17 protein-coding genes and 2 pseudogenes are annotated in these 18,651 nt (G+C 52.0%); 17 read left to right on the plus strand and 2 right to left on the minus strand.

All coding sequences use genetic code 11. The annotated features are described in order from the left end of the window. The first annotated feature begins 146 nt into the window (after nt 1-146). Complete coding sequence (locus CRI63_RS16070; RefSeq protein WP_135520086.1) at nt 147-1,325, plus strand: MFS transporter; 1,179 nt, start codon at nt 147-149, stop codon at nt 1,323-1,325. Here the strand turns inward: CRI63_RS16070 and flk are convergent. After that, nucleotides 1,322-2,314 (minus strand): flagella biosynthesis regulator Flk, encoded by a 993-nt coding sequence (flk, locus tag CRI63_RS16075; RefSeq protein ID WP_131162049.1) that lies wholly within the window; start codon nt 2,312-2,314, stop codon nt 1,322-1,324. The two genes, CRI63_RS16070 and flk, sit on opposite strands and share 4 nt — an antisense overlap. 99 nt (nt 2,315-2,413) lie before the next feature. On the opposite strand from flk, the gene pdxB reads away from it, so the two are divergent. The 16 genes and pseudogenes from pdxB to CRI63_RS16155 all read left to right on the plus strand — a co-directional run bounded on the left by pdxB (nt 2,414) and on the right by CRI63_RS16155 (nt 17,702). Then, nucleotides 2,414-3,550, plus strand: coding sequence for a 4-phosphoerythronate dehydrogenase PdxB (pdxB, locus tag CRI63_RS16080; RefSeq protein ID WP_135487474.1), 1,137 nt, complete (start codon nt 2,414-2,416; stop codon nt 3,548-3,550). A 65-nt stretch (nt 3,551-3,615) separates the two neighbouring features. Beyond that, nucleotides 3,616-4,629, plus strand: a complete 1,014-nt coding sequence (locus tag CRI63_RS16085) for an aspartate-semialdehyde dehydrogenase (protein WP_130207262.1) — start codon at nt 3,616-3,618, stop codon at nt 4,627-4,629. Then, a complete protein-coding gene (gene truA, locus CRI63_RS16090; RefSeq protein ID WP_135520088.1) occupies nt 4,629-5,441 on the plus strand; it encodes a tRNA pseudouridine(38-40) synthase TruA in 813 nt (270 codons plus the stop codon). The genes CRI63_RS16085 and truA overlap by 1 nt, the downstream gene beginning before the upstream one ends. Nucleotides 5,442-5,523: 82 nt before the next feature. Continuing rightward, the gene (locus tag CRI63_RS16095; protein ID WP_000364330.1) at nt 5,524-6,183 is read left to right on the plus strand and encodes a DedA family protein; all 660 of its coding nucleotides are present in this window, start codon (nt 5,524-5,526) and stop codon (nt 6,181-6,183) included. A 155-nt stretch (nt 6,184-6,338) separates the two neighbouring features. Next, on the plus strand, nt 6,339-7,253 hold the full coding sequence (gene accD, locus CRI63_RS16100; protein WP_064526523.1) for an acetyl-CoA carboxylase, carboxyltransferase subunit beta: 915 nt from the start codon (nt 6,339-6,341) through the stop codon (nt 7,251-7,253). Between the two features lie 73 nt (nt 7,254-7,326). After that, complete coding sequence (gene folC, locus CRI63_RS16105) at nt 7,327-8,595, plus strand: bifunctional tetrahydrofolate synthase/dihydrofolate synthase (protein ID WP_135520090.1); 1,269 nt, start codon at nt 7,327-7,329, stop codon at nt 8,593-8,595. After that, nucleotides 8,585-9,246 (plus strand): annotated as a pseudogene (dedD, locus tag CRI63_RS16110) (cell division protein DedD). The gene folC and the pseudogene dedD overlap by 11 nt, the downstream one beginning before the upstream one ends. Nucleotides 9,247-9,595: 349 nt before the next feature. Then, on the plus strand, nt 9,596-10,084 hold the full coding sequence (gene cvpA / locus CRI63_RS16115; RefSeq protein ID WP_000262113.1) for a colicin V production protein: 489 nt from the start codon (nt 9,596-9,598) through the stop codon (nt 10,082-10,084). A 36-nt stretch (nt 10,085-10,120) separates the two neighbouring features. After that, nucleotides 10,121-11,638 (plus strand): amidophosphoribosyltransferase, encoded by a 1,518-nt coding sequence (gene purF / locus CRI63_RS16120; protein WP_130207254.1) that lies wholly within the window; start codon nt 10,121-10,123, stop codon nt 11,636-11,638. 94 nt (nt 11,639-11,732) lie between these two features. Further along, nucleotides 11,733-12,302: a flavin prenyltransferase UbiX gene (gene ubiX, locus CRI63_RS16125; protein WP_130216946.1), complete on the plus strand. Its 570-nt coding sequence runs from the start codon at nt 11,733-11,735 to the stop codon at nt 12,300-12,302. 256 nt (nt 12,303-12,558) lie between these two features. Then, a pseudogene (gene argT, locus CRI63_RS16130) lies at nt 12,559-13,340 on the plus strand (lysine/arginine/ornithine ABC transporter substrate-binding protein ArgT). A 230-nt stretch (nt 13,341-13,570) separates the two neighbouring features. Continuing rightward, entirely contained in the window at nt 13,571-14,344 is a 774-nt protein-coding gene (gene hisJ, locus CRI63_RS16135; protein ID WP_032177859.1) for a histidine ABC transporter substrate-binding protein HisJ, read from the plus strand. A gap of 90 nt (nt 14,345-14,434) precedes the next feature. Beyond that, nucleotides 14,435-15,121 (plus strand): histidine ABC transporter permease HisQ, encoded by a 687-nt coding sequence (gene hisQ, locus CRI63_RS16140; RefSeq protein WP_135520092.1) that lies wholly within the window; start codon nt 14,435-14,437, stop codon nt 15,119-15,121. Further along, nucleotides 15,118-15,834 (plus strand): ABC transporter permease, encoded by a 717-nt coding sequence (locus tag CRI63_RS16145; RefSeq protein ID WP_135520094.1) that lies wholly within the window; start codon nt 15,118-15,120, stop codon nt 15,832-15,834. Before hisQ ends, CRI63_RS16145 begins: the two co-directional genes overlap by 4 nt. 7 nt (nt 15,835-15,841) lie before the next feature. Next, on the plus strand, nt 15,842-16,615 hold the full coding sequence (gene hisP, locus CRI63_RS16150; protein WP_130216950.1) for a histidine ABC transporter ATP-binding protein HisP: 774 nt from the start codon (nt 15,842-15,844) through the stop codon (nt 16,613-16,615). A 196-nt stretch (nt 16,616-16,811) separates the two neighbouring features. Further along, nucleotides 16,812-17,702 (plus strand): Rpn family recombination-promoting nuclease/putative transposase, encoded by an 891-nt coding sequence (locus CRI63_RS16155; protein ID WP_135487477.1) that lies wholly within the window; start codon nt 16,812-16,814, stop codon nt 17,700-17,702. 47 nt (nt 17,703-17,749) lie between these two features. On the opposite strand, the gene CRI63_RS16160 is transcribed toward CRI63_RS16155, so the two are convergent. Further along, on the minus strand, nt 17,750-18,643 hold the full coding sequence (locus tag CRI63_RS16160; protein ID WP_135520096.1) for a TIGR01777 family oxidoreductase: 894 nt from the start codon (nt 18,641-18,643) through the stop codon (nt 17,750-17,752). Nucleotides 18,644-18,651: the final 8 nt, after the last annotated feature.

Consider the following 18,651-nt stretch of genomic DNA (forward strand, 5'->3'; position numbering starts at 1 on the left):
CCGCCTGTTCCAGGCAAACTTCCGGCTTTGTCGATTTCCTTCTGAAAAGACGTACGCGTTAAATCCTGCCAACGCACCGTAACCCTGAAAACCAGAGAGATGAGACGGGGAGACTCCTCGCCTTGCGCTGCATTCTGGAGTAATGCATGACTGCTGTAAGCCAAACAGAAACACGATCTTCTGCTAATTTTTCGCTCTTCCGCATCGCTTTTGCGGTTTTTCTCACCTACATGACCGTAGGGCTGCCGTTGCCGGTTATCCCGCTGTTTGTTCATCATGAACTGGGCTATGGCAACACCATGGTCGGGATTGCCGTCGGCATTCAGTTTCTGGCTACGGTACTGACGCGTGGCTACGCCGGACGGCTGGCCGATCAATATGGTGCAAAACGTTCGGCGCTTCAGGGTATGTTCGCCTGTGGTCTGGCTGGCGGCGCGCTGCTGCTGGCGGCGCTTTTGCCTGTCTCCGCACCGATTAAATTTGCCCTGCTGGTCGTCGGACGTTTGATTCTTGGATTTGGCGAAAGCCAGTTGCTGACGGGCGCTTTGACCTGGGGATTGGGCATTGTCGGGCCGAAACACTCAGGCAAAGTGATGTCGTGGAACGGGATGGCGATTTATGGCGCACTGGCGGTGGGCGCACCGCTTGGTTTGTTGATTCATAGCCATTACGGTTTTGCCGCACTGGCGCTTACGTCAATGGCATTACCTTTACTGGCGTGGGCTTGTAACGGCACAGTCCGCAAAGTACCGGCAATGGCGGGAGAACGTCCATCGCTGTGGAGCGTTGTCGGACTTATCTGGAAACCGGGTCTTGGTCTGGCGCTTCAGGGCGTTGGCTTTGCGGTTATCGGAACCTTTGTATCGCTCTACTTTGCCAGCAAAGGATGGGCGATGGCAGGTTTTACACTCACCGCATTTGGCGGCGCATTTGTCGTGATGCGCGTGATGTTCGGCTGGATGCCAGACCGCTTTGGCGGCGTGAAAGTGGCGATTGTCTCTTTGCTTGTCGAAACGGTAGGTTTGTTGCTGCTCTGGCAAGCGCCTGGCGCGTGGGTGGCGTTAGCTGGTGCGGCGTTAACCGGGGCAGGGTGTTCACTTATCTTCCCGGCGCTTGGTGTGGAAGTGGTTAAGCGCGTTCCGTCTCAGGTTCGCGGTACTGCGCTCGGCGGTTATGCGGCGTTTCAGGATATCGCCCTCGGTGTTTCCGGGCCACTGGCAGGTGTCCTGGCGACCACATTTGGCTACTCGTCGGTATTCCTTGCCGGGGCGATATCGGCGGTGCTGGGGATTATCGTGACGATACTGTCATTTCGTCGTGGTTAACTCAATAACCAGACCAATATCACGATGATGGCGGTCAGCAATATCCACAGGCTGGGGCGCATGGCCATTTCTTGCATCGTGTTAATGAATGGCGTAAAGGGATTGAGCAACGGTTGAATATCTCGCGGTTCAATCCCATTCACCCGCCGTTGATAAAGCTGGTTGAGGATATCCTCGGCCTGCGCGGAAGTCAGGGCTGAATGCTGAGAAAGGCCATATTTTTGCTCAACATAGCTCGATAATACTGTCAACTCGCTGGCATCCAGTGGCTGTTTTAGCGCCATCTGAAGCGACTCCAGCGTCGGTGTATTTTGCTGACTTAACACCTGGCGTGCCTGCAACCAGGTAACCAGGTGGGTAAACATTTTGGCCGGGATCAACTCACCATTTTTTACCCCAGAAAGTTCCAGCATAGATTGCCAAATCTGTTTGCTGGGTTCTCCTGTTGCCGCCGCGAGTTTAGTCACCAGTTGCTTAAGCGTATTGTGTTCTGCCGGTAACAAAGGGCGATCGGTCGCCTGGCGCTGTTGCGGCTGCGGGATAACCATCTTCCCTTCTTGTAACAGCGTCAGGACGGTTTTTAATTGCTCCGGTGAGAGTTGATTCAGCGGCGTCTGACCAAAGTTATGACGAATGTAATCTGTGACCGCCTGACGATTATTCCCCAGCCGTAAGTACTCGCTCAATTGCGCCAAAAGCTGGCGGACAGAATGGCTTTCTTGCGCGGCCAGTAAACGTTGTGCAAGGTTTTGTTCTGCGGCGGGGAAATTGCGTGAAAGTAACGGTGAATCGCCCGGCAGACCGATGTCGTGCTTTATACCAGCCCACAATTCCGCGCTCTGCTGTTGCGTCAGCGAAGTCACTTTGGTTATCAAACTTTCCAGCACTGTACGTTGCAAGCTGGATAAAGGCTGATTGCCTGCGCCAGACGACAGTTTATCCCCCTGACCCGGTGGTTGCCCAGGAGGGGCGGAAATTGGTTGTATCATTACGTATCCTTATACCTGAAATCATCGCAAGTATGCCTGGCCGCGAGATTATGGCACACTTGTCCGGTTAACTCTCGTTCTCATACAGGTACCACAAACGTGAAAATCCTTGTTGATGAAAATATGCCTTATGCCCGCGAATTATTTAGTCGTCTGGGGGAGGTGAAAGCGGTTCCGGGGCGTCCAATTCCAGTTGCTGAACTGGATGATGCAGATGCTTTGATGGTGCGTTCGGTCACGAAAGTGAATGAATCTTTGCTGGCAGGAAAACCGGTAAAATTTATTGGCACCGCGACCGCGGGGACGGACCATGTCGATGAAGCGTGGTTAAAGCAGGCGGGAATTGGGTTTTCTGCTGCACCCGGCTGCAATGCGATTGCGGTAGTGGAATATGTTTTCTCGTCACTGCTGATGCTTGCTGAACGCGATGGATTTTCACTGCACGAGCGTACCGTGGGGATCGTGGGCGTCGGCAACGTCGGGCGACGGTTACAGGCACGGCTGGAAGCGTGGGGGATCAAAACATTACTTTGCGATCCACCACGCGCCGATCGTGGGGATGAGGGGGATTTCCGTCCTCTTGATGAACTGGTCGCGCAAGCAGACATTCTGACTTTCCATACGCCACTCTTTAAAGACGGTCCGTACAAAACGCGGCATCTGGCGGATGAAAAACTGATTCGCAGCCTGAAGCCGGGGGCAATTCTGATTAACGCCTGCCGTGGTGCCGTTGTCGATAATACCGCACTGCTGACCTGCCTGAATGAAGGTCAGAAGTTAAGCGTGGTGCTGGATGTCTGGGAAGGCGAGCCAGAACTCAACGTCGAGCTGCTGCAAAAAGTGGATATCGGCACGCCGCATATCGCGGGCTATACCCTCGAAGGTAAAGCTCGCGGCACAACGCAAGTGTTTGAAGCTTACAGCAAGTTTATTGGTCATGAACAGCACGTGGCGTTGGATACTTTACTGCCCGCGCCGGAGTTTGGCCGCATCACGCTGCATGGTCCGCTCGATCAGCCGACGCTAAAAAGGCTGGTGCATTTGGTGTATGATGTGCGCCGCGACGACGCACCGCTGCGTAAAGTCGCCGGAATACCGGGTGAGTTCGATAAACTGCGCAAAAATTACCTTGAGCGCCGCGAATGGTCGTCTCTGTATGTGATCTGTGATGACGCCAGCGCGGCGGCATTACTGTGTAAACTGGGTTTTAACGCCGTTCATCATCCGGCTCGTTAATCTCTTCTTCATGCTCTCTGCTGTAACATAGGCAGGGAGCTTTGCATTTTCTGGAGTAAACCACCATGTCTGAAGGCTGGAACATTGCCGTCCTGGGCGCAACTGGCGCTGTGGGCGAAGCCCTGATTGAAACGCTGGCTGAACGTCAGTTCCCGGTTGGGGAAATTTATGCACTGGCACGTAACGAAAGCGCAGGCGAACATCTGCGCTTTGGTGGTAAGACAATCACCGTGCAGGATGCCGCCGAATTTGACTGGACGCAGGCGCAACTGGCGTTTTTTGTCGCAGGCAAAGAAGCGACCGCGACCTGGGTTGAAGAAGCAACCAACTCAGGCTGCCTGGTTATCGACAGCAGCGGATTGTTCGCTCTCGAACCCGACGTACCGCTGGTGGTGCCGGAAGTAAACCCGTTTGTACTTGCTGATTACCGTAACCGTAATGTCATCGCCGTACCGGACAGCCTGACCAGCCAGCTGCTGGCTTCTCTGAAACCGTTAATCGATCAGGGCGGATTGTCGCGTATTAGCGTTACCAGCCTGATTTCAGCCTCCGCACAGGGCAAAAAAGCAGTCGATGCGTTAGCGGGGCAGAGTGCGAAATTGCTCAACGGTATTCCGATTGACGAAGAAGATTTCTTCGGACGTCAGCTGGCGTTCAACATGCTGCCGTTACTGCCGGACAGGGAAGGTAGCGTGCGCGAAGAACGTCGTATCGTCGATGAAGTGCGCAAAATCATGCAGGACGAAGGGCTGATGATTTCGGCAAGCGTCGTGCAGGCACCGGTATTTTACGGTCATGCCCAGATGGTCAACTTTGAAGCTCTGCGTCCGCTGGCGGCAGAAGAAGCGCGTGATGCCTTTACCCAGGGCGAAGATATTGTGCTTTCCGAAGAGAACGAATTCCCTACGCAGGTGGGTGACGCTTCCGGTACGCCGCATCTTTCTGTGGGCTGCGTGCGCAATGATTACGGTATTCCAGAGCAAATCCAGTTCTGGTCGGTGGCCGATAACGTCCGTTTTGGCGGCGCACTGATGGCAGTGAAAATCGCCGAGAAACTGGTGCAGGAGTATCTGTACTAATGTCCGACCAGCAACAACCGCCAGTTTATAAAATTGCGCTGGGCATTGAGTACGACGGCAGTAGGTATTACGGCTGGCAACGGCAGAACGAAGTCCGCAGTGTGCAGGAGAAGCTGGAAAAGGCGCTCTCCCAGGTGGCGAACGAGCCCATCACCGTCTTCTGCGCCGGGCGTACTGACGCAGGCGTACACGGCACCGGGCAGGTAGTGCATTTCGAAACCACCGCGCAGCGCAAAGACGCCGCGTGGACATTAGGCGTAAATGCGAATTTACCTGGTGACATCGCTGTGCGTTGGGTTAAAGCTGTACCTGATGATTTTCATGCCCGATTTAGCGCCACGGCTCGCCGTTATCGCTACATCATCTACAATCATCGGCTGCGCCCGGCGGTGTTGAGTAAAGGTGTGACCCACTTCTACGAACCGCTGGATGCCGAACGGATGCATCGGGCTGCGCAATGCTTGTTGGGCGAGAATGATTTCACCTCATTTCGCGCGGTGCAGTGCCAGTCCCGAACGCCGTGGCGCAACGTTATGCATATTAACGTCACGCGACATGGTCCTTATGTGGTGATAGATATCAAAGCGAATGCCTTTGTACATCATATGGTGAGGAATATTGTCGGTAGCCTGATGGAAGTAGGCGCCCACAACCAGCCAGAGAGTTGGATAGCAGAGCTGTTAGCGGCAAAGGACAGAACGTTGGCGGCAGCAACGGCGAAAGCGGAAGGGCTGTATCTGGTTGCGGTAGATTACCCTGACCGATTTGATCTTCCAAAACCGCCAATGGGCCCGCTGTTTCTGGCGGACTAATGAGAATAATGCTCTAAAAATTTCAGGCTGTAGCCAACGCAGTTACAGCCTGAGAAATGAAGAGTACAAGGCATAGGCAATTATGGACCTGATTTATTTCCTCATCGATTTTATTTTGCATATTGATGTGCATCTGGCGGAGCTGGTCGCAGAGTACGGCGTCTGGGTTTATGCCATTCTGTTTTTGATTCTGTTCTGTGAAACCGGGCTGGTGGTAACGCCTTTCCTGCCTGGTGATTCGTTGCTGTTTGTCGCTGGCGCGTTGGCATCTCTGGAGACTAATGATCTCAACGTCCATATGATGGTGGTACTGATGTTGATTGCTGCAATTGTGGGTGATGCGGTCAACTACACCATTGGGCGGTTATTTGGTGACAAACTGTTCAGTAATCCGGATTCGAAAATTTTCCGTCGTAGTTATCTTGATAAGACTCATCAGTTTTACGAGAGACATGGCGGCAAAACAATTATTCTCGCCCGTTTTGTACCGATCGTCAGAACGTTCGCGCCGTTCGTTGCGGGAATGGGCCACATGTCGTATCGTCATTTCGCCGCTTTTAACGTGATTGGTGCACTGTTGTGGGTACTGATTTTTACCTACGCAGGTTATTTCTTCGGCACGCTCCCCTTCATTCAGAGTAACCTTAAACTGATGATTGTTGGCATTATTTTTGTTTCAATATTGCCTGGGGTTTTCGAATTTATTCGTCACAAACGCGCTGCGGCACGCGCCGCAAAATAAAAAGTAACTCCGCGGTTCGACCACTTTTTTATCCAAAGTTTCGGGCTGTTATGTTTTAATGTGCAACATTCATGGTCTGTTGGGGGCAAAAATGGCATTATGCGTCCCCAAAGATAAAACTGGCATCGAACCAGGTTCAGACAGAAAGGTCCCTAATGAGCTGGATTGAACGAATTAAAAGCAACATTACTCCCACCCGCAAGGCGAGCATTCCTGAAGGTGTGTGGACTAAGTGTGATAGCTGCGGTCAGGTTTTATACCGCGCTGAACTGGAACGTAATCTTGAGGTCTGTCCGAAGTGTGACCATCACATGCGTATGTCGGCGCGTAACCGCCTGCATAGCTTGTTAGATGAAGGCAGCCTTGTGGAGCTGGGTAGCGAGCTTGAGCCGAAAGATGTGCTGAAGTTCCGTGACTCCAAAAAGTATAAAGACCGTCTGGCCTCTGCGCAGAAAGAAACCGGCGAAAAAGACGCGCTGGTGGTGATGAAAGGCACTCTGTACGGTATGCCGGTTGTCGCTGCGGCATTCGAATTCGCCTTTATGGGCGGTTCAATGGGTTCAGTGGTTGGCGCTCGTTTCGTGCGTGCCGTTGAGCAGGCGCTGGAAGATAACTGCCCGCTGATCTGCTTCTCCGCTTCTGGTGGCGCACGTATGCAGGAAGCGTTAATGTCGCTGATGCAGATGGCGAAAACCTCTGCGGCACTGGCGAAAATGCAGGAGCGCGGGTTACCGTACATCTCCGTGCTGACCGACCCGACGATGGGCGGTGTTTCTGCAAGCTTCGCGATGCTGGGCGATCTCAATATTGCTGAACCGAAAGCGTTAATCGGCTTTGCCGGTCCTCGCGTTATCGAACAGACCGTTCGCGAAAAACTGCCGCCAGGATTCCAGCGCAGTGAATTCCTGATCGAGAAAGGCGCCATCGATATGATCGTCCGTCGACCGGAAATGCGCCTGAAACTGGCTAGCATTCTGGCGAAGCTGATGAATCTGCCAGCGCCTAATCCTGATGCGCCGCGTGAAGGCGAAGTGGTGCCACCGGTGCCGGATCAGGAACCAGAGGCCTGATAACTGATAAGGGCAGGGCCACTGGCTCTGCCCTTTTGCTATTTATTCTCCCCGTAACGAATCAGCGGATACCATGATTATCAAACGCACTCTTCAAGCCGCGTCGCCTCTGGCTTCGTGGCTTTCTTATCTGGAAAACCTGCACAGTAAAACTATCGATCTCGGCCTTGAGCGCGTCAGCCAGGTTGCCGCGCGTCTTGGCGTCCTTAAACCTGCACCGTTTGTGTTTACCGTTGCGGGAACTAATGGTAAAGGCACGACCTGCCGTACGCTGGAGTCGATTCTGATGGCGGCAGGGTACAAAGTGGGTGTGTACAGCTCGCCGCATCTGGTGCGTTATACAGAGCGCGTTCGTATACAGGGCAAAGAACTGGCGGAGTCGGCCCATACGGCTTCTTTTGCCGAGATTGAGGCCGAGCGCGGCGATATTTCTCTGACTTATTTTGAATACGGTACGCTGTCGGCATTGTGGTTGTTCAAAGAGGCGCAACTCGATGTGGTGATTCTGGAAGTAGGTCTGGGCGGTCGTCTGGATGCGACTAACATTGTCGATGCTGATGTTGCCGTGGTGACTAGTATTGCGCTGGATCATACCGACTGGCTGGGGCCAGATCGTGAAAGCATTGGTCGTGAGAAAGCGGGGATCTTCCGTAGCGAAAAACCGGCAATCGTCGGTGAACCGGAAATGCCTTACACCATTGCCGATGTAGCACAGGAGAAAGGCGCACTGTTGCAACGTTGTGGCGTTGAGTGGAATTATTCCGTCACTGACCATGACTGGTCATTTACCGATGCTCACGGCACGTTGGGGGGGTTACCGTTGCCACTTGTCCCGCAACCGAATGCCGCAACAGCGCTGGCGGCACTGCGTGCCAGCGGCCTGGAAGTCAGTGAAAAGGCAATTCGTGACGGTATTGCCAGCGCAATTTTGCCTGGACGTTTCCAGATTGTGAGCGAGACGCCACGCGTTATTTTTGATGTCGCCCATAATCCTCATGCGGCGGAATATCTTACCGGACGCATGAAAGCGTTACCGAAAAACGGGCGCGTGCTGGCGGTTATCGGTATGCTACATGATAAAGATATTGCCGGAACACTGGCCTGGTTGAAAAGCGTGGTTGATGACTGGTATTGTGCGCCACTGGAAGGGCCGCGCGGTGCCACGGCAGCACAACTGCTTGAGCATCTGGGGAACGGCAAACCATTCGATAGCGTTGCGCAGGCATGGGAAGCCGCAATGGCGGACGCTAAACCGGAAGATACCGTGCTGGTGTGTGGTTCGTTCCATACGGTCGCACATGTCATGGAAGTGATTGACGCGAGGAGAAGCGGTGGCGAGTAAGTTTCAGAATCGGTTAGTTGGCACTATTGTGCTGGTAGCTCTGGGAGTTATTGTGCTTCCAGGATTGCTTGATGGGCAGAAAAAACATTATCAGGATGAGTTCGCAGCGATCCCGCTGGTGCCGAAAGCGGGCGATCGTGACGAGCCAGATATGATGCCAGCCGCCACTCAGGCGTTGCCGACACAGCCGCCAGAAGGCGCGGCAGAAGAGGTGCGGGCAGGTGATGCCGCAGCGCCTTCGCTCGACCCGACAACCATTGCGGCCAATAATACCGTGTTTGAACCGGAGCCTGCACCGGTCGCTCCACCGAAACCGAAACCGGTGGATCCGCCTAAGCCGAAGGTTGAAGTGCCGCCCCCGCCGAAGCCAGAACCGAAGCCGGTTGTTGAAGAAAAAGCAGCGCCGACGGGTAAAGCCTATGTTGTGCAACTGGGCGCGCTGAAAAATGCCGATAAAGTGAATGAGATTGTCGGTAAGCTGCGTGGCGCGGGATATCGGGTTTATACTTCGCCGTCAACGCCAGTGCAGGGTAAAATCACCCGTATTCTCGTGGGGCCAGATGCCTCAAAAGATAAGCTGAAAGGTTCGCTTGGCGAACTGAAGCAGATCTCTGGTTTGAGCGGCGTGGTTATGGCTACACGCCGAATTAATACGGTTTTACCTGATGCGACGCCAGCATGTCTTATCAGGCCTGTTCTGGAGCAGAACTGTAGGTCGGATAAGGCGTTCACGCTGCATCCGACAGCCGTTGCCTGATGCGACGCTAGCGCGTCTTATCAGGCCTACGCAGGGGGCGAATAGTAGGTCGGATAAGGCGTTCACGCCGCATCCGACAATGGTTGCCCGATGCCGCAAAGGCATAAAAAGTCGATGGCGTTGAATATTTTTTCAGCGCCATTTTTATTGATGCGCGGGAAGGAAATCCCTACGCAAACGTTTTCTTTTTCTGTTAGAATGCGCCCCGAACAGGATGACAGGGCGTAAAATCGTGGGACACATATGGTCTGGATTGATTACGCCATAATCGCGGTGATTGCTTTTTCCTCTCTGGTTAGCCTGATCCGCGGCTTTGTTCGTGAAGCGTTATCGCTGGTGACATGGGGTTGTGCTTTCTTTGTTGCCAGTCATTACTACACTTACCTGTCAGTCTGGTTTACGGGCTTTGAAGACGAACTGGTTCGAAATGGGATTGCCATCGCGGTACTGTTTATCGCTACCCTGATCGTTGGTGCTATCGTGAACTTCGTGATAGGCCAGCTGGTGGAAAAAACGGGGTTGTCAGGCACCGATCGGGTGCTGGGCGTCTGCTTCGGTGCGTTGCGCGGTGTGTTGATTGTTGCTGCCATTCTCTTCTTTCTCGACTCCTTTACTGGAGTGTCGAAAAGCGAAGACTGGAGCAAATCACAGCTGATCCCGCAGTTCAGTTTTATCATCAGATGGTTTTTTGATTATCTGCAAAGCTCGTCAAGTTTCTTGCCCAGGGCGTAAGTGCTCTGAGATGTGGCTTAACGAGGAAAAAGACGTATGTGCGGTATTGTCGGTATCGCCGGTGTTATGCCGGTTAACCAGTCGATTTATGATGCCTTAACGGTGCTTCAGCATCGCGGTCAGGATGCCGCTGGCATCATCACCATAGATGCCAATAACTGCTTCCGTTTGCGTAAAGCGAACGGGCTGGTGAGCGATGTATTTGAAGCTCGCCATATGCAGCGTTTGCAGGGCAATATGGGCATTGGTCATGTGCGTTACCCTACGGCTGGCAGCTCAAGTGCCTCTGAAGCGCAGCCGTTTTACGTTAACTCTCCGTATGGTATTACGCTTGCCCACAACGGCAATCTGACCAACGCTCACGAGTTGCGTAAAAAACTGTTTGAAGAAAAACGCCGCCACATCAACACCACTTCCGACTCGGAAATTCTGCTGAATATCTTCGCCAGCGAGCTGGATAACTTCCGCCACTACCCGCTGGAAGCCGATAACATTTTCTCCGCCATTGCCGCGACTAACCGCCAAATTCGCGGCGCGTATGCCTGTGTGGCGATGATTATCGGTCACGGTATGGTCGCCTTCCGCGATCCTAACGGTATTCGTCCGCTGGTACTGGGGAAACGCGATATCGACGAGAATCGCACAGAATATATGGTCGCTTCCGAAAGCGTTGCGCTCGATACGCTGGGCTTTGAGTTCCTGCGTGACGTCGCCCCAGGCGAAGCGATTTACATCACTGAAGAAGGGCAGTTGTTTACCCGTCAGTGTGCTGACAATCCGGTCAGCAATCCGTGCCTGTTTGAGTATGTTTACTTTGCCCGTCCTGACTCGTTCATCGACAAAATTTCCGTTTACAGCGCGCGTGTGAATATGGGCACGAAACTGGGCGAGAAAATTGCCCGTGAATGGGAAGATCTGGATATCGACGTGGTGATCCCGATTCCGGAAACTTCCTGCGATATCGCGTTGGAAATTGCCCGAATTCTGGGCAAACCGTACCGCCAGGGCTTTGTTAAAAACCGCTATGTTGGTCGTACCTTCATCATGCCGGGTCAGCAACTGCGTCGTAAATCTGTGCGCCGTAAATTGAACGCCAACCGCGCGGAGTTCCGCGATAAAAACGTCCTGCTGGTTGATGACTCCATTGTGCGCGGCACCACCTCTGAACAAATTATCGAGATGGCACGCGAAGCCGGAGCGAAGAAAGTGTACCTCGCTTCTGCGGCACCGGAAATTCGCTTCCCGAACGTTTACGGTATCGATATGCCGAGCGCCACGGAGCTGATCGCCCACGGTCGTGAAGTGGATGAAATTCGCCAGATCATCGGTGCTGACGGTTTGATTTTCCAGGATCTCAACGATCTGATCGAAGCCGTCCGCGCGGAAAACCCGGACATTCAGCAGTTTGAATGCTCGGTGTTCAACGGCGTCTACGTCACCAAAGATGTTGATCAGGGCTATCTCGATTTCCTCGATACCTTACGTAATGACGACGCCAAAGCATTGCAACGTCAGAACGAAGTGGAAAACCTGGAAATGCATAACGAAGGATGATGCCTTCGCTCAGGGTGCCAGTCTGGCACCCTGACTTGCAACTCCCGCCGAAATCCTGCAAAGTCTGCCAGCAAGTCTGACAGGGCAACTCTCTATGAAACGACTCATTGTAGGCATCAGTGGTGCCAGCGGCGCGATTTATGGCGTGCGCTTATTACAGGTTCTGCGCGATGTTGCAGACATCGAAACGCATCTGGTCATGAGCCAGGCGGCGCGCCAGACCTTGTCCCTCGAAACGGATTTTTCCCTGCGCGAAGTGCAGGCGTTAGCCGATGTAACTCATGATGCGCGCGATATTGCTGCCAGCATCTCTTCTGGTTCTTTCCAGACGCTGGGCATGGTGATTTTACCCTGTTCAATCAAGACCCTTTCCGGCATTGTCCATAGCTATACCGATGGCCTGTTGACCCGCGCGGCAGATGTGGTGCTGAAAGAGCGTCGCCCGTTGGTGCTCTGCGTGCGTGAAACACCGTTGCACTTAGGCCACCTGCGTTTAATGACTCAGGCGGCTGAAATCGGTGCGGTGATTATGCCTCCCGTTCCGGCGTTTTATCATCGCCCGCAATCCCTTGATGATGTGATAAATCAGACGGTTAACCGTGTTCTTGACCAGTTTTCGATAACCCTTCCCGAAGATCTCTTTGCCCGCTGGCAGGGCGCTTAACTCCGCTGTTGCCCTGTTTCAGGGCAATTTTGCAACCGCGATCAAATCCTCGACATTTTGTTCCTTCCATTGAATCGAAACGCTGCGATTCAACCGCCATACCTGCTATCTTCAATTTCAGGACAATAATGCAACGTCTTATTAACATATTTTACGTTGAATGTTGCTGCTGTCGGCAAGATGGCATAAGACCTGCATGAACGAGCCTGCAAACACAATACACAATATAAAAAGCCATTTCACTTGAGGGTTATGTATGAAGAAGTCGATTCTCGCTCTGTCTTTGTTAGTCGGTATCTCCGCAGCAGCTTCCAGCTACGCGGCGCTGCCGGAGACGGTACGTATCGGAACGGATACCACCTATGCACCGTTCTCATCGAAAGATGCCAAAGGTGACTTTGTTGGCTTTGATATCGATCTCGGTAACGAGATGTGCAAACGGATGCAGGTGAAATGTACCTGGGTTGCCAGTGACTTTGACGCGCTGATCCCCTCACTGAAAGCGAAAAAAATCGACGCCATTATTTCGTCGCTCTCCATTACCGATAAACGTCAGCAGGAGATTGCTTTCTCTGACAAGTTGTACGCCGCGGATTCCCGTTTGATTGCCGCCAAAGGTTCGCCGATTCAGCCAACGCTGGATTCACTGAAAGGTAAACATGTCGGAGTGCTGCAAGGCTCCACTCAGGAAGCCTACGCTAACGATACCTGGCGCAGTAAAGGTATTGATGTTGTGGCCTATGCCAACCAGGATTTAGTCTATTCCGATCTTGCTGCGGGGCGTCTGGATGCTGCGTTACAAGATGAAGTCGCCGCCAGTGAAGGATTCCTTAAGCACCTGCCGGTAAAGAGTTCGCCTTTGCAGGCCCATCAGTGAAAGACAAAAAATACTTCGGTGACGGTACCGGTGTCGGGCTGCGTAAAGATGATGCCGAACTGACAGCCGCCTTTGACAAAGCACTTGGCGAGCTGCGCCAGGATGGTACTTACGACAAGATGGCGAAAAAGTACTTCGATTTTAATGTCTATGGTGACTGATACGTCGCAGGGAAGCTGCATCTGATAGCGTCATTATCATGGTGCATTATAGGTTTGTTGCACTATCGTGGTGCATTGAAATGCATACTTAAGCAATTTTAATGAAAAATAATACGATTAACTGGCTAGGATATTTTGCCTTGTTGGTCAATTTTATGGCACGATAAGTGTAACAAACCTGTAAATATTCCCTATTAAAAGACTGTCAGTTGAGGACATTATGAAAAAAACTGGTGCTATCGCTCTCTCTGGTTCTGGCCTTCTCCAGCGCGACTGCTGCTTTTGCTGCTATTCCGCAAAATATTCGCATCGGTACTGACCCAACTTATGCACCGTTTGAATCAAAAAATTCACAAGGTGAATTGGTTGGCTTTGATATCGACCTGGCGAAGGAACTGTGCAAACGCATCAATACGCAATGTACATTTGTCGAAAACCCGCTGGATGCGTTAATTCCGTCATTAAAAGCGAAGAAGATTGACGCCATCATGTCATCGCTTTCCATCACCGAAAAACGTCAGCAGGAAATAGCCTTCACCGACAAATTGTACGCCGCCGATTCTCGCCTGGTTGTGGCGAAAAATTCCGACATTCAGCCGACAGTAGAATCGCTGAAAGGCAAGCGGGTGGGCGTATTGCAGGGCACGACCCAGGAGACATTTGGTAACGAGCACTGGGCGCCAAAAGGCATTGAAATCGTCTCTTATCAGGGGCAGGACAACATTTATTCTGACCTGACTGCCGGGCGTATTGATGCCGCGTTCCAGGACGAAGTTGCCGCGAGTGAAGGTTTCCTCAAACAGCCCGTTGGTAAAGATTACAAATTCGGTGGCCCGTCTGTTAAAGATGAAAAACTGTTTGGCGTAGGCACCGGCATGGGCCTGCGTAAAGAAGATAACGAACTGCGCGAGGCACTGAACAAAGCCTTTGCCGAAATGCGCGCTGATGGTACTTACGAGAAATTAGCGAAAAAGTACTTCGATTTTGATGTTTATGGTGGTTAATCACCATCGGTGAAAGAAAGCCCGCTCCCTTCGGGTAACCGGAGGGAGACAAGAGGCAGGAAATTCACCACACACGACAGGACAGGCTGCATGTTGTATGGGTTTTCAGGTGTTATTTTACAGGGTGCGCTCGTCACGCTGGAGCTGGCCATCAGCTCTGTAGTGCTCGCTGTAATCATCGGTTTAATTGGCGCTGGCGGTAAGCTTTCGCAAAATCGACTATCGGAGCTGATTTTCGAAGGATATACCACGCTGATTCGTGGTGTGCCGGATTTAGTGTTGATGCTGCTGATATTTTACGGTTTGCAGATTGCGTTAAATACGGTGACGGAGGCGATGGGCGTCGGACAGATTGATATCGACCCGATGGTTGCCGGTATTATCACCCTGGGTTTTATTTACGGTGCTTACTTCACCGAAACGTTCCGTGGCGCGTTTATGGCGGTGCCGAAAGGGCAAATAGAGGCGGCGACGGCGTTCGGTTTTACTCGTGGGCAAGTGTTTCGGCGGATTATGTTTCCGGCGATGATGCGTTACGCTCTGCCGGGCATTGGCAACAACTGGCAGGTGATCCTCAAATCTACCGCCCTGGTTTCGTTACTCGGCCTGGAAGATGTGGTGAAAGCCACCCAACTGGCAGGCAAAAGTACCTGGGAACCGTTCTATTTCGCCATCGTCTGTGGCGTGATTTATCTGGTTTTCACCACCGTTTCCAATGGTGTGCTGCTGTTCCTTGAGCGCCGCTACTCCGTGGGTGTGAAGAGGGCTGACCTGTGATCGAAATCATTCAGGAATACTGGAAACCACTGCTGTGGACCGACGGCTACCGCTTTACCGGCGTGGCAATCACCCTCTGGCTGCTGATTTTGTCGGTAGTGATGGGCGGAATTCTGGCGCTGTTTCTGGCGATTGGTCGCGTCTCCAGCAATAAATACATCCAATTTCCAATCTGGTTATTTACCTATATTTTTCGCGGTACGCCGCTGTATGTACAGTTGCTGGTGTTCTATTCCGGCATGTACACGCTGGAGATTGTTAAAGGGACCGAGTTCCTTAACGCTTTCTTCCGCAGTGGCCTGAACTGTACCGTGCTGGCGCTGACGCTTAACACTTGTGCTTACACCACCGAGATTTTTGCCGGAGCGATCCGCTCGGTGCCGCACGGGGAAATTGAAGCTGCCAGAGCCTATGGTTTCTCGACCTTTAAAATGTATCGCTGCATTATTTTGCCTTCTGCCCTGCGTATTGCTCTACCGGCATACAGCAATGAAGTGATCCTGATGCTGCACTCGACTGCGCTGGCGTTTACAGCCACGGTGCCGGACCTGCTGAAAATTGCCCGCGATATTAACGCCGCCACGTACCAACCTTTTACCGCCTTCGGCATTGCCGCGGTGCTCTATTTAATCATCTCTTATGTCCTGATAAGCCTGTTCCGTAAAGCGGAAAAACGCTGGTTGCAGCATGTGAAACCTTCTTCAACGCACTGAGAATACGATGTCCGAGAATAAATTAAACGTTATCGATTTGCACAAACGCTACGGCGAACATGAAGTGCTGAAAGGGGTGTCACTGCAAGCGAACGCCGGGGATGTGATCAGCATCATCGGATCGTCGGGATCGGGGAAAAGTACCTTTCTGCGTTGCATTAACTTCCTCGAAAAACCGAGTGAAGGCTCGATCGTGGTTAACGGCCAGACTATCAATCTGGTGCGGGATAAAGACGGCCAACTCAAAGTCGCCGATAAAAATCAGCTGCGCTTACTGCGCACGCGTTTGACGATGGTGTTCCAGCACTTCAATCTCTGGAGTCATATGACGGTGTTAGAAAACGTCATGGAAGCGCCGATTCAGGTGCTGGGCCTGAGCAAGCAGGAAGCGCGCGAGCGGGCGGTGAAATATCTGGCGAAAGTCGGCATAGACGAACGTGCGCAGGGGAAATATCCGGTGCACCTTTCTGGCGGTCAGCAACAGCGTGTTTCCATCGCAAGGGCGCTGGCAATGGAACCAGAAGTTCTGCTGTTTGATGAACCTACATCGGCCCTTGACCCAGAGCTGGTGGGCGAAGTGCTGCGCATTATGCAGCAGTTGGCGGAAGAGGGGAAAACGATGGTGGTGGTAACCCACGAAATGGAATTTGCTCGCCATGTCTCCACACATGTTATTTTCCTCCATCAGGGGAAAATCGAAGAAGAGGGTGCGCCAGAACAATTATTTGGCAACCCGCAAAGTCCTCGTTTGCAACAGTTCCTTAAGGGATCGCTGAAATAATTTCCTCTCCGGTGGCTAATGCTGCCGGAGTATTTTCAAGGCTAATTTGCGAGTTAGCTTCCATTGACATGTATATATTGCAGTTCACTTAAAATAGTTCTGAATTCGCTGTCCAGATATAAAAACTGCCTGCTGCATTGCTTATAAAGGGTGGTTATTGTCTCGTCATCTTAAATTTGAGGGGTGACGGAACGCCATGACCATATCGACAACTTCCACACCGCATGATGCGGTATTTAAATCCTTTTTACGTCATCCGGACACCGCACGGGATTTTATTGATATTCACCTTCCTGCGCCGCTACGTAAACTTTGCGATTTATCGACGTTAAAACTGGAACCAAACAGTTTTATTGATGAAAACCTGCGGCAATATTACTCCGACATCTTGTGGTCAGTGAAAACTGATGAAGGGATGGGATATATTTATGTCGTCATTGAGCACCAAAGTAAGGCGGAAGAATTAATGGCTTTTCGCATGATGCGCTATTCTATCGCGGCAATGCAAAACCATCTTGATGCAGGCTATAAAGAACTGCCTTTGGTGATCCCGATGCTGTTTTATCATGGTTGCAGAAGTCCTTATCCTTATTCTCTATGTTGGCTTGATGAATTTGCAGAACCTGCTATTGCCCGCCAAATTTATTCATCGGCTTTTCCGCTGGTGGATATTACCGTAGTGCCGGATGACGAGATTATGCAACACCGCAAAATGGCGTTGCTGGAGTTAATGCAGAAACATATTCGCCAGCGCGATCTGTTGGGATTAGTCGATCAAATAGTTTCTCTGCTTATTACAGGCAACACTAATGACAGGCAGCTAAAAGCCCTGTTTAATTACGTATTACAAACGGGGGATGCCCAGCGCTTCCGCTCATTTATTGGTGAGATAGCGGAACGTGCACCACAAGAAAAGGAGAAACTGATGACCATTGCTGACAGATTACGTGAAGAAGGCGCAATGCAGGGCAAACACGAAGAAGCCCTGCGAATTGCTCAGGAGATGCTGGAAAAAGGATTTGACCGCGAAGTCATCCTGATGTTGACCCGACTTTCGCCAGACGACCTTTTGGCGAAAAGCCACTAATTCTGAATTACCAGGCACTAACTGGCGGATGTTCGCGGTAAACCACATCAGCGAACGACATCCGCCAGCGCCTCGTCTAAATCGTACCAGCGAAACGCAAAACCCGCTTCTTCCAGCCTTTTAGGTAACGCGCGTTGTCCACCTAACACCAGAACTGAAGATTCGCCCATTAACAGCCGAATGGCAGTCGCGGGGACGCGCATAATTGCCGGGCGATGCAGTACATGGCCGAGCGCATGGGAAAATTGTTCATTACGTACCGGGTAGGGGGCAACCATATTAAACGGTCCGCGTAGATCGTTATCCAGCAGCCAGAGAATCCCGTTGACCATATCATCGATATGAATCCAGGCCAGATACTGCCGACCAGAGCCAATCGGGCCACCTAAACCGAGGCGAAACGGCGGCAGCATTTTGCCGAGAATACCGCCATCTGGTGCCAGTACTACACCGGTACGCAGCAGGCACACTCGCGTTTTGTCGCTTTGCGCCCGACAGGCAATTTCTTCCCAACGAGCGCAGAGTTTATGGGTAAATTCGTTATGCGGAGGCTCTTCTTCGGTAACGACAACTTCACCTAAATCACCGTAATATCCCGTCGCCGAACCGGAAATAAGGACCGACGGCGACGTGTCGCTGGCGTTAATTAAATCCACCAGTTTTTGGGTAATATTCCAGCGACTTTGGCACAGTCGGTCTTTTTGCTCGCGAGTCCAGCGTTTGTCGGCAATCGGTTCGCCAGCCAGGTTGATTACCGCGTCAACGCCGTTGAGGTTGCTTTGATTGGCAAGCCCTTGCCATAGTGTCACCTGGGGGCCGAGGATTGAACTGGCTTTCTGCGGGTTACGCGTCACCACTGTGACCTGATTGCCCAACTCCAGCAAACGCGGGATTAAATGGCGACCAATTAATCCCGTCCCTCCGGTGATCACTATATTCATGCAGCCTC

The sequence above is a fragment of the Escherichia sp. E2661 genome, assembly GCF_004745185.1.
Classification (GTDB): Bacteria; Pseudomonadota; Gammaproteobacteria; order Enterobacterales; family Enterobacteriaceae; genus Escherichia.

Coding starts and splice junctions, on each gene's coding strand:
- folC (WP_135520090.1), top strand. CDS start 7,327: ATGATTATCAAACGCACTCTTCAAGCCGCGTCGCCTCTGGCTTCGTGG.
- CRI63_RS16160 (WP_135520096.1), bottom strand. CDS start 18,643: ATGAATATAGTGATCACCGGAGGGACGGGATTAATTGGTCGCCATTTA.
- purF (WP_130207254.1), top strand. CDS start 10,121: ATGTGCGGTATTGTCGGTATCGCCGGTGTTATGCCGGTTAACCAGTCG.
- CRI63_RS16085 (WP_130207262.1), top strand. CDS start 3,616: ATGTCTGAAGGCTGGAACATTGCCGTCCTGGGCGCAACTGGCGCTGTG.
- CRI63_RS16095 (WP_000364330.1), top strand. CDS start 5,524: ATGGACCTGATTTATTTCCTCATCGATTTTATTTTGCATATTGATGTG.
- ubiX (WP_130216946.1), top strand. CDS start 11,733: ATGAAACGACTCATTGTAGGCATCAGTGGTGCCAGCGGCGCGATTTAT.
- cvpA (WP_000262113.1), top strand. CDS start 9,596: ATGGTCTGGATTGATTACGCCATAATCGCGGTGATTGCTTTTTCCTCT.
- CRI63_RS16070 (WP_135520086.1), top strand. CDS start 147: ATGACTGCTGTAAGCCAAACAGAAACACGATCTTCTGCTAATTTTTCG.
- CRI63_RS16155 (WP_135487477.1), top strand. CDS start 16,812: ATGACCATATCGACAACTTCCACACCGCATGATGCGGTATTTAAATCC.
- accD (WP_064526523.1), top strand. CDS start 6,339: ATGAGCTGGATTGAACGAATTAAAAGCAACATTACTCCCACCCGCAAG.
- truA (WP_135520088.1), top strand. CDS start 4,629: ATGTCCGACCAGCAACAACCGCCAGTTTATAAAATTGCGCTGGGCATT.
- hisP (WP_130216950.1), top strand. CDS start 15,842: ATGTCCGAGAATAAATTAAACGTTATCGATTTGCACAAACGCTACGGC.
- hisQ (WP_135520092.1), top strand. CDS start 14,435: ATGTTGTATGGGTTTTCAGGTGTTATTTTACAGGGTGCGCTCGTCACG.
- flk (WP_131162049.1), bottom strand. CDS start 2,314: ATGATACAACCAATTTCCGCCCCTCCTGGGCAACCACCGGGTCAGGGG.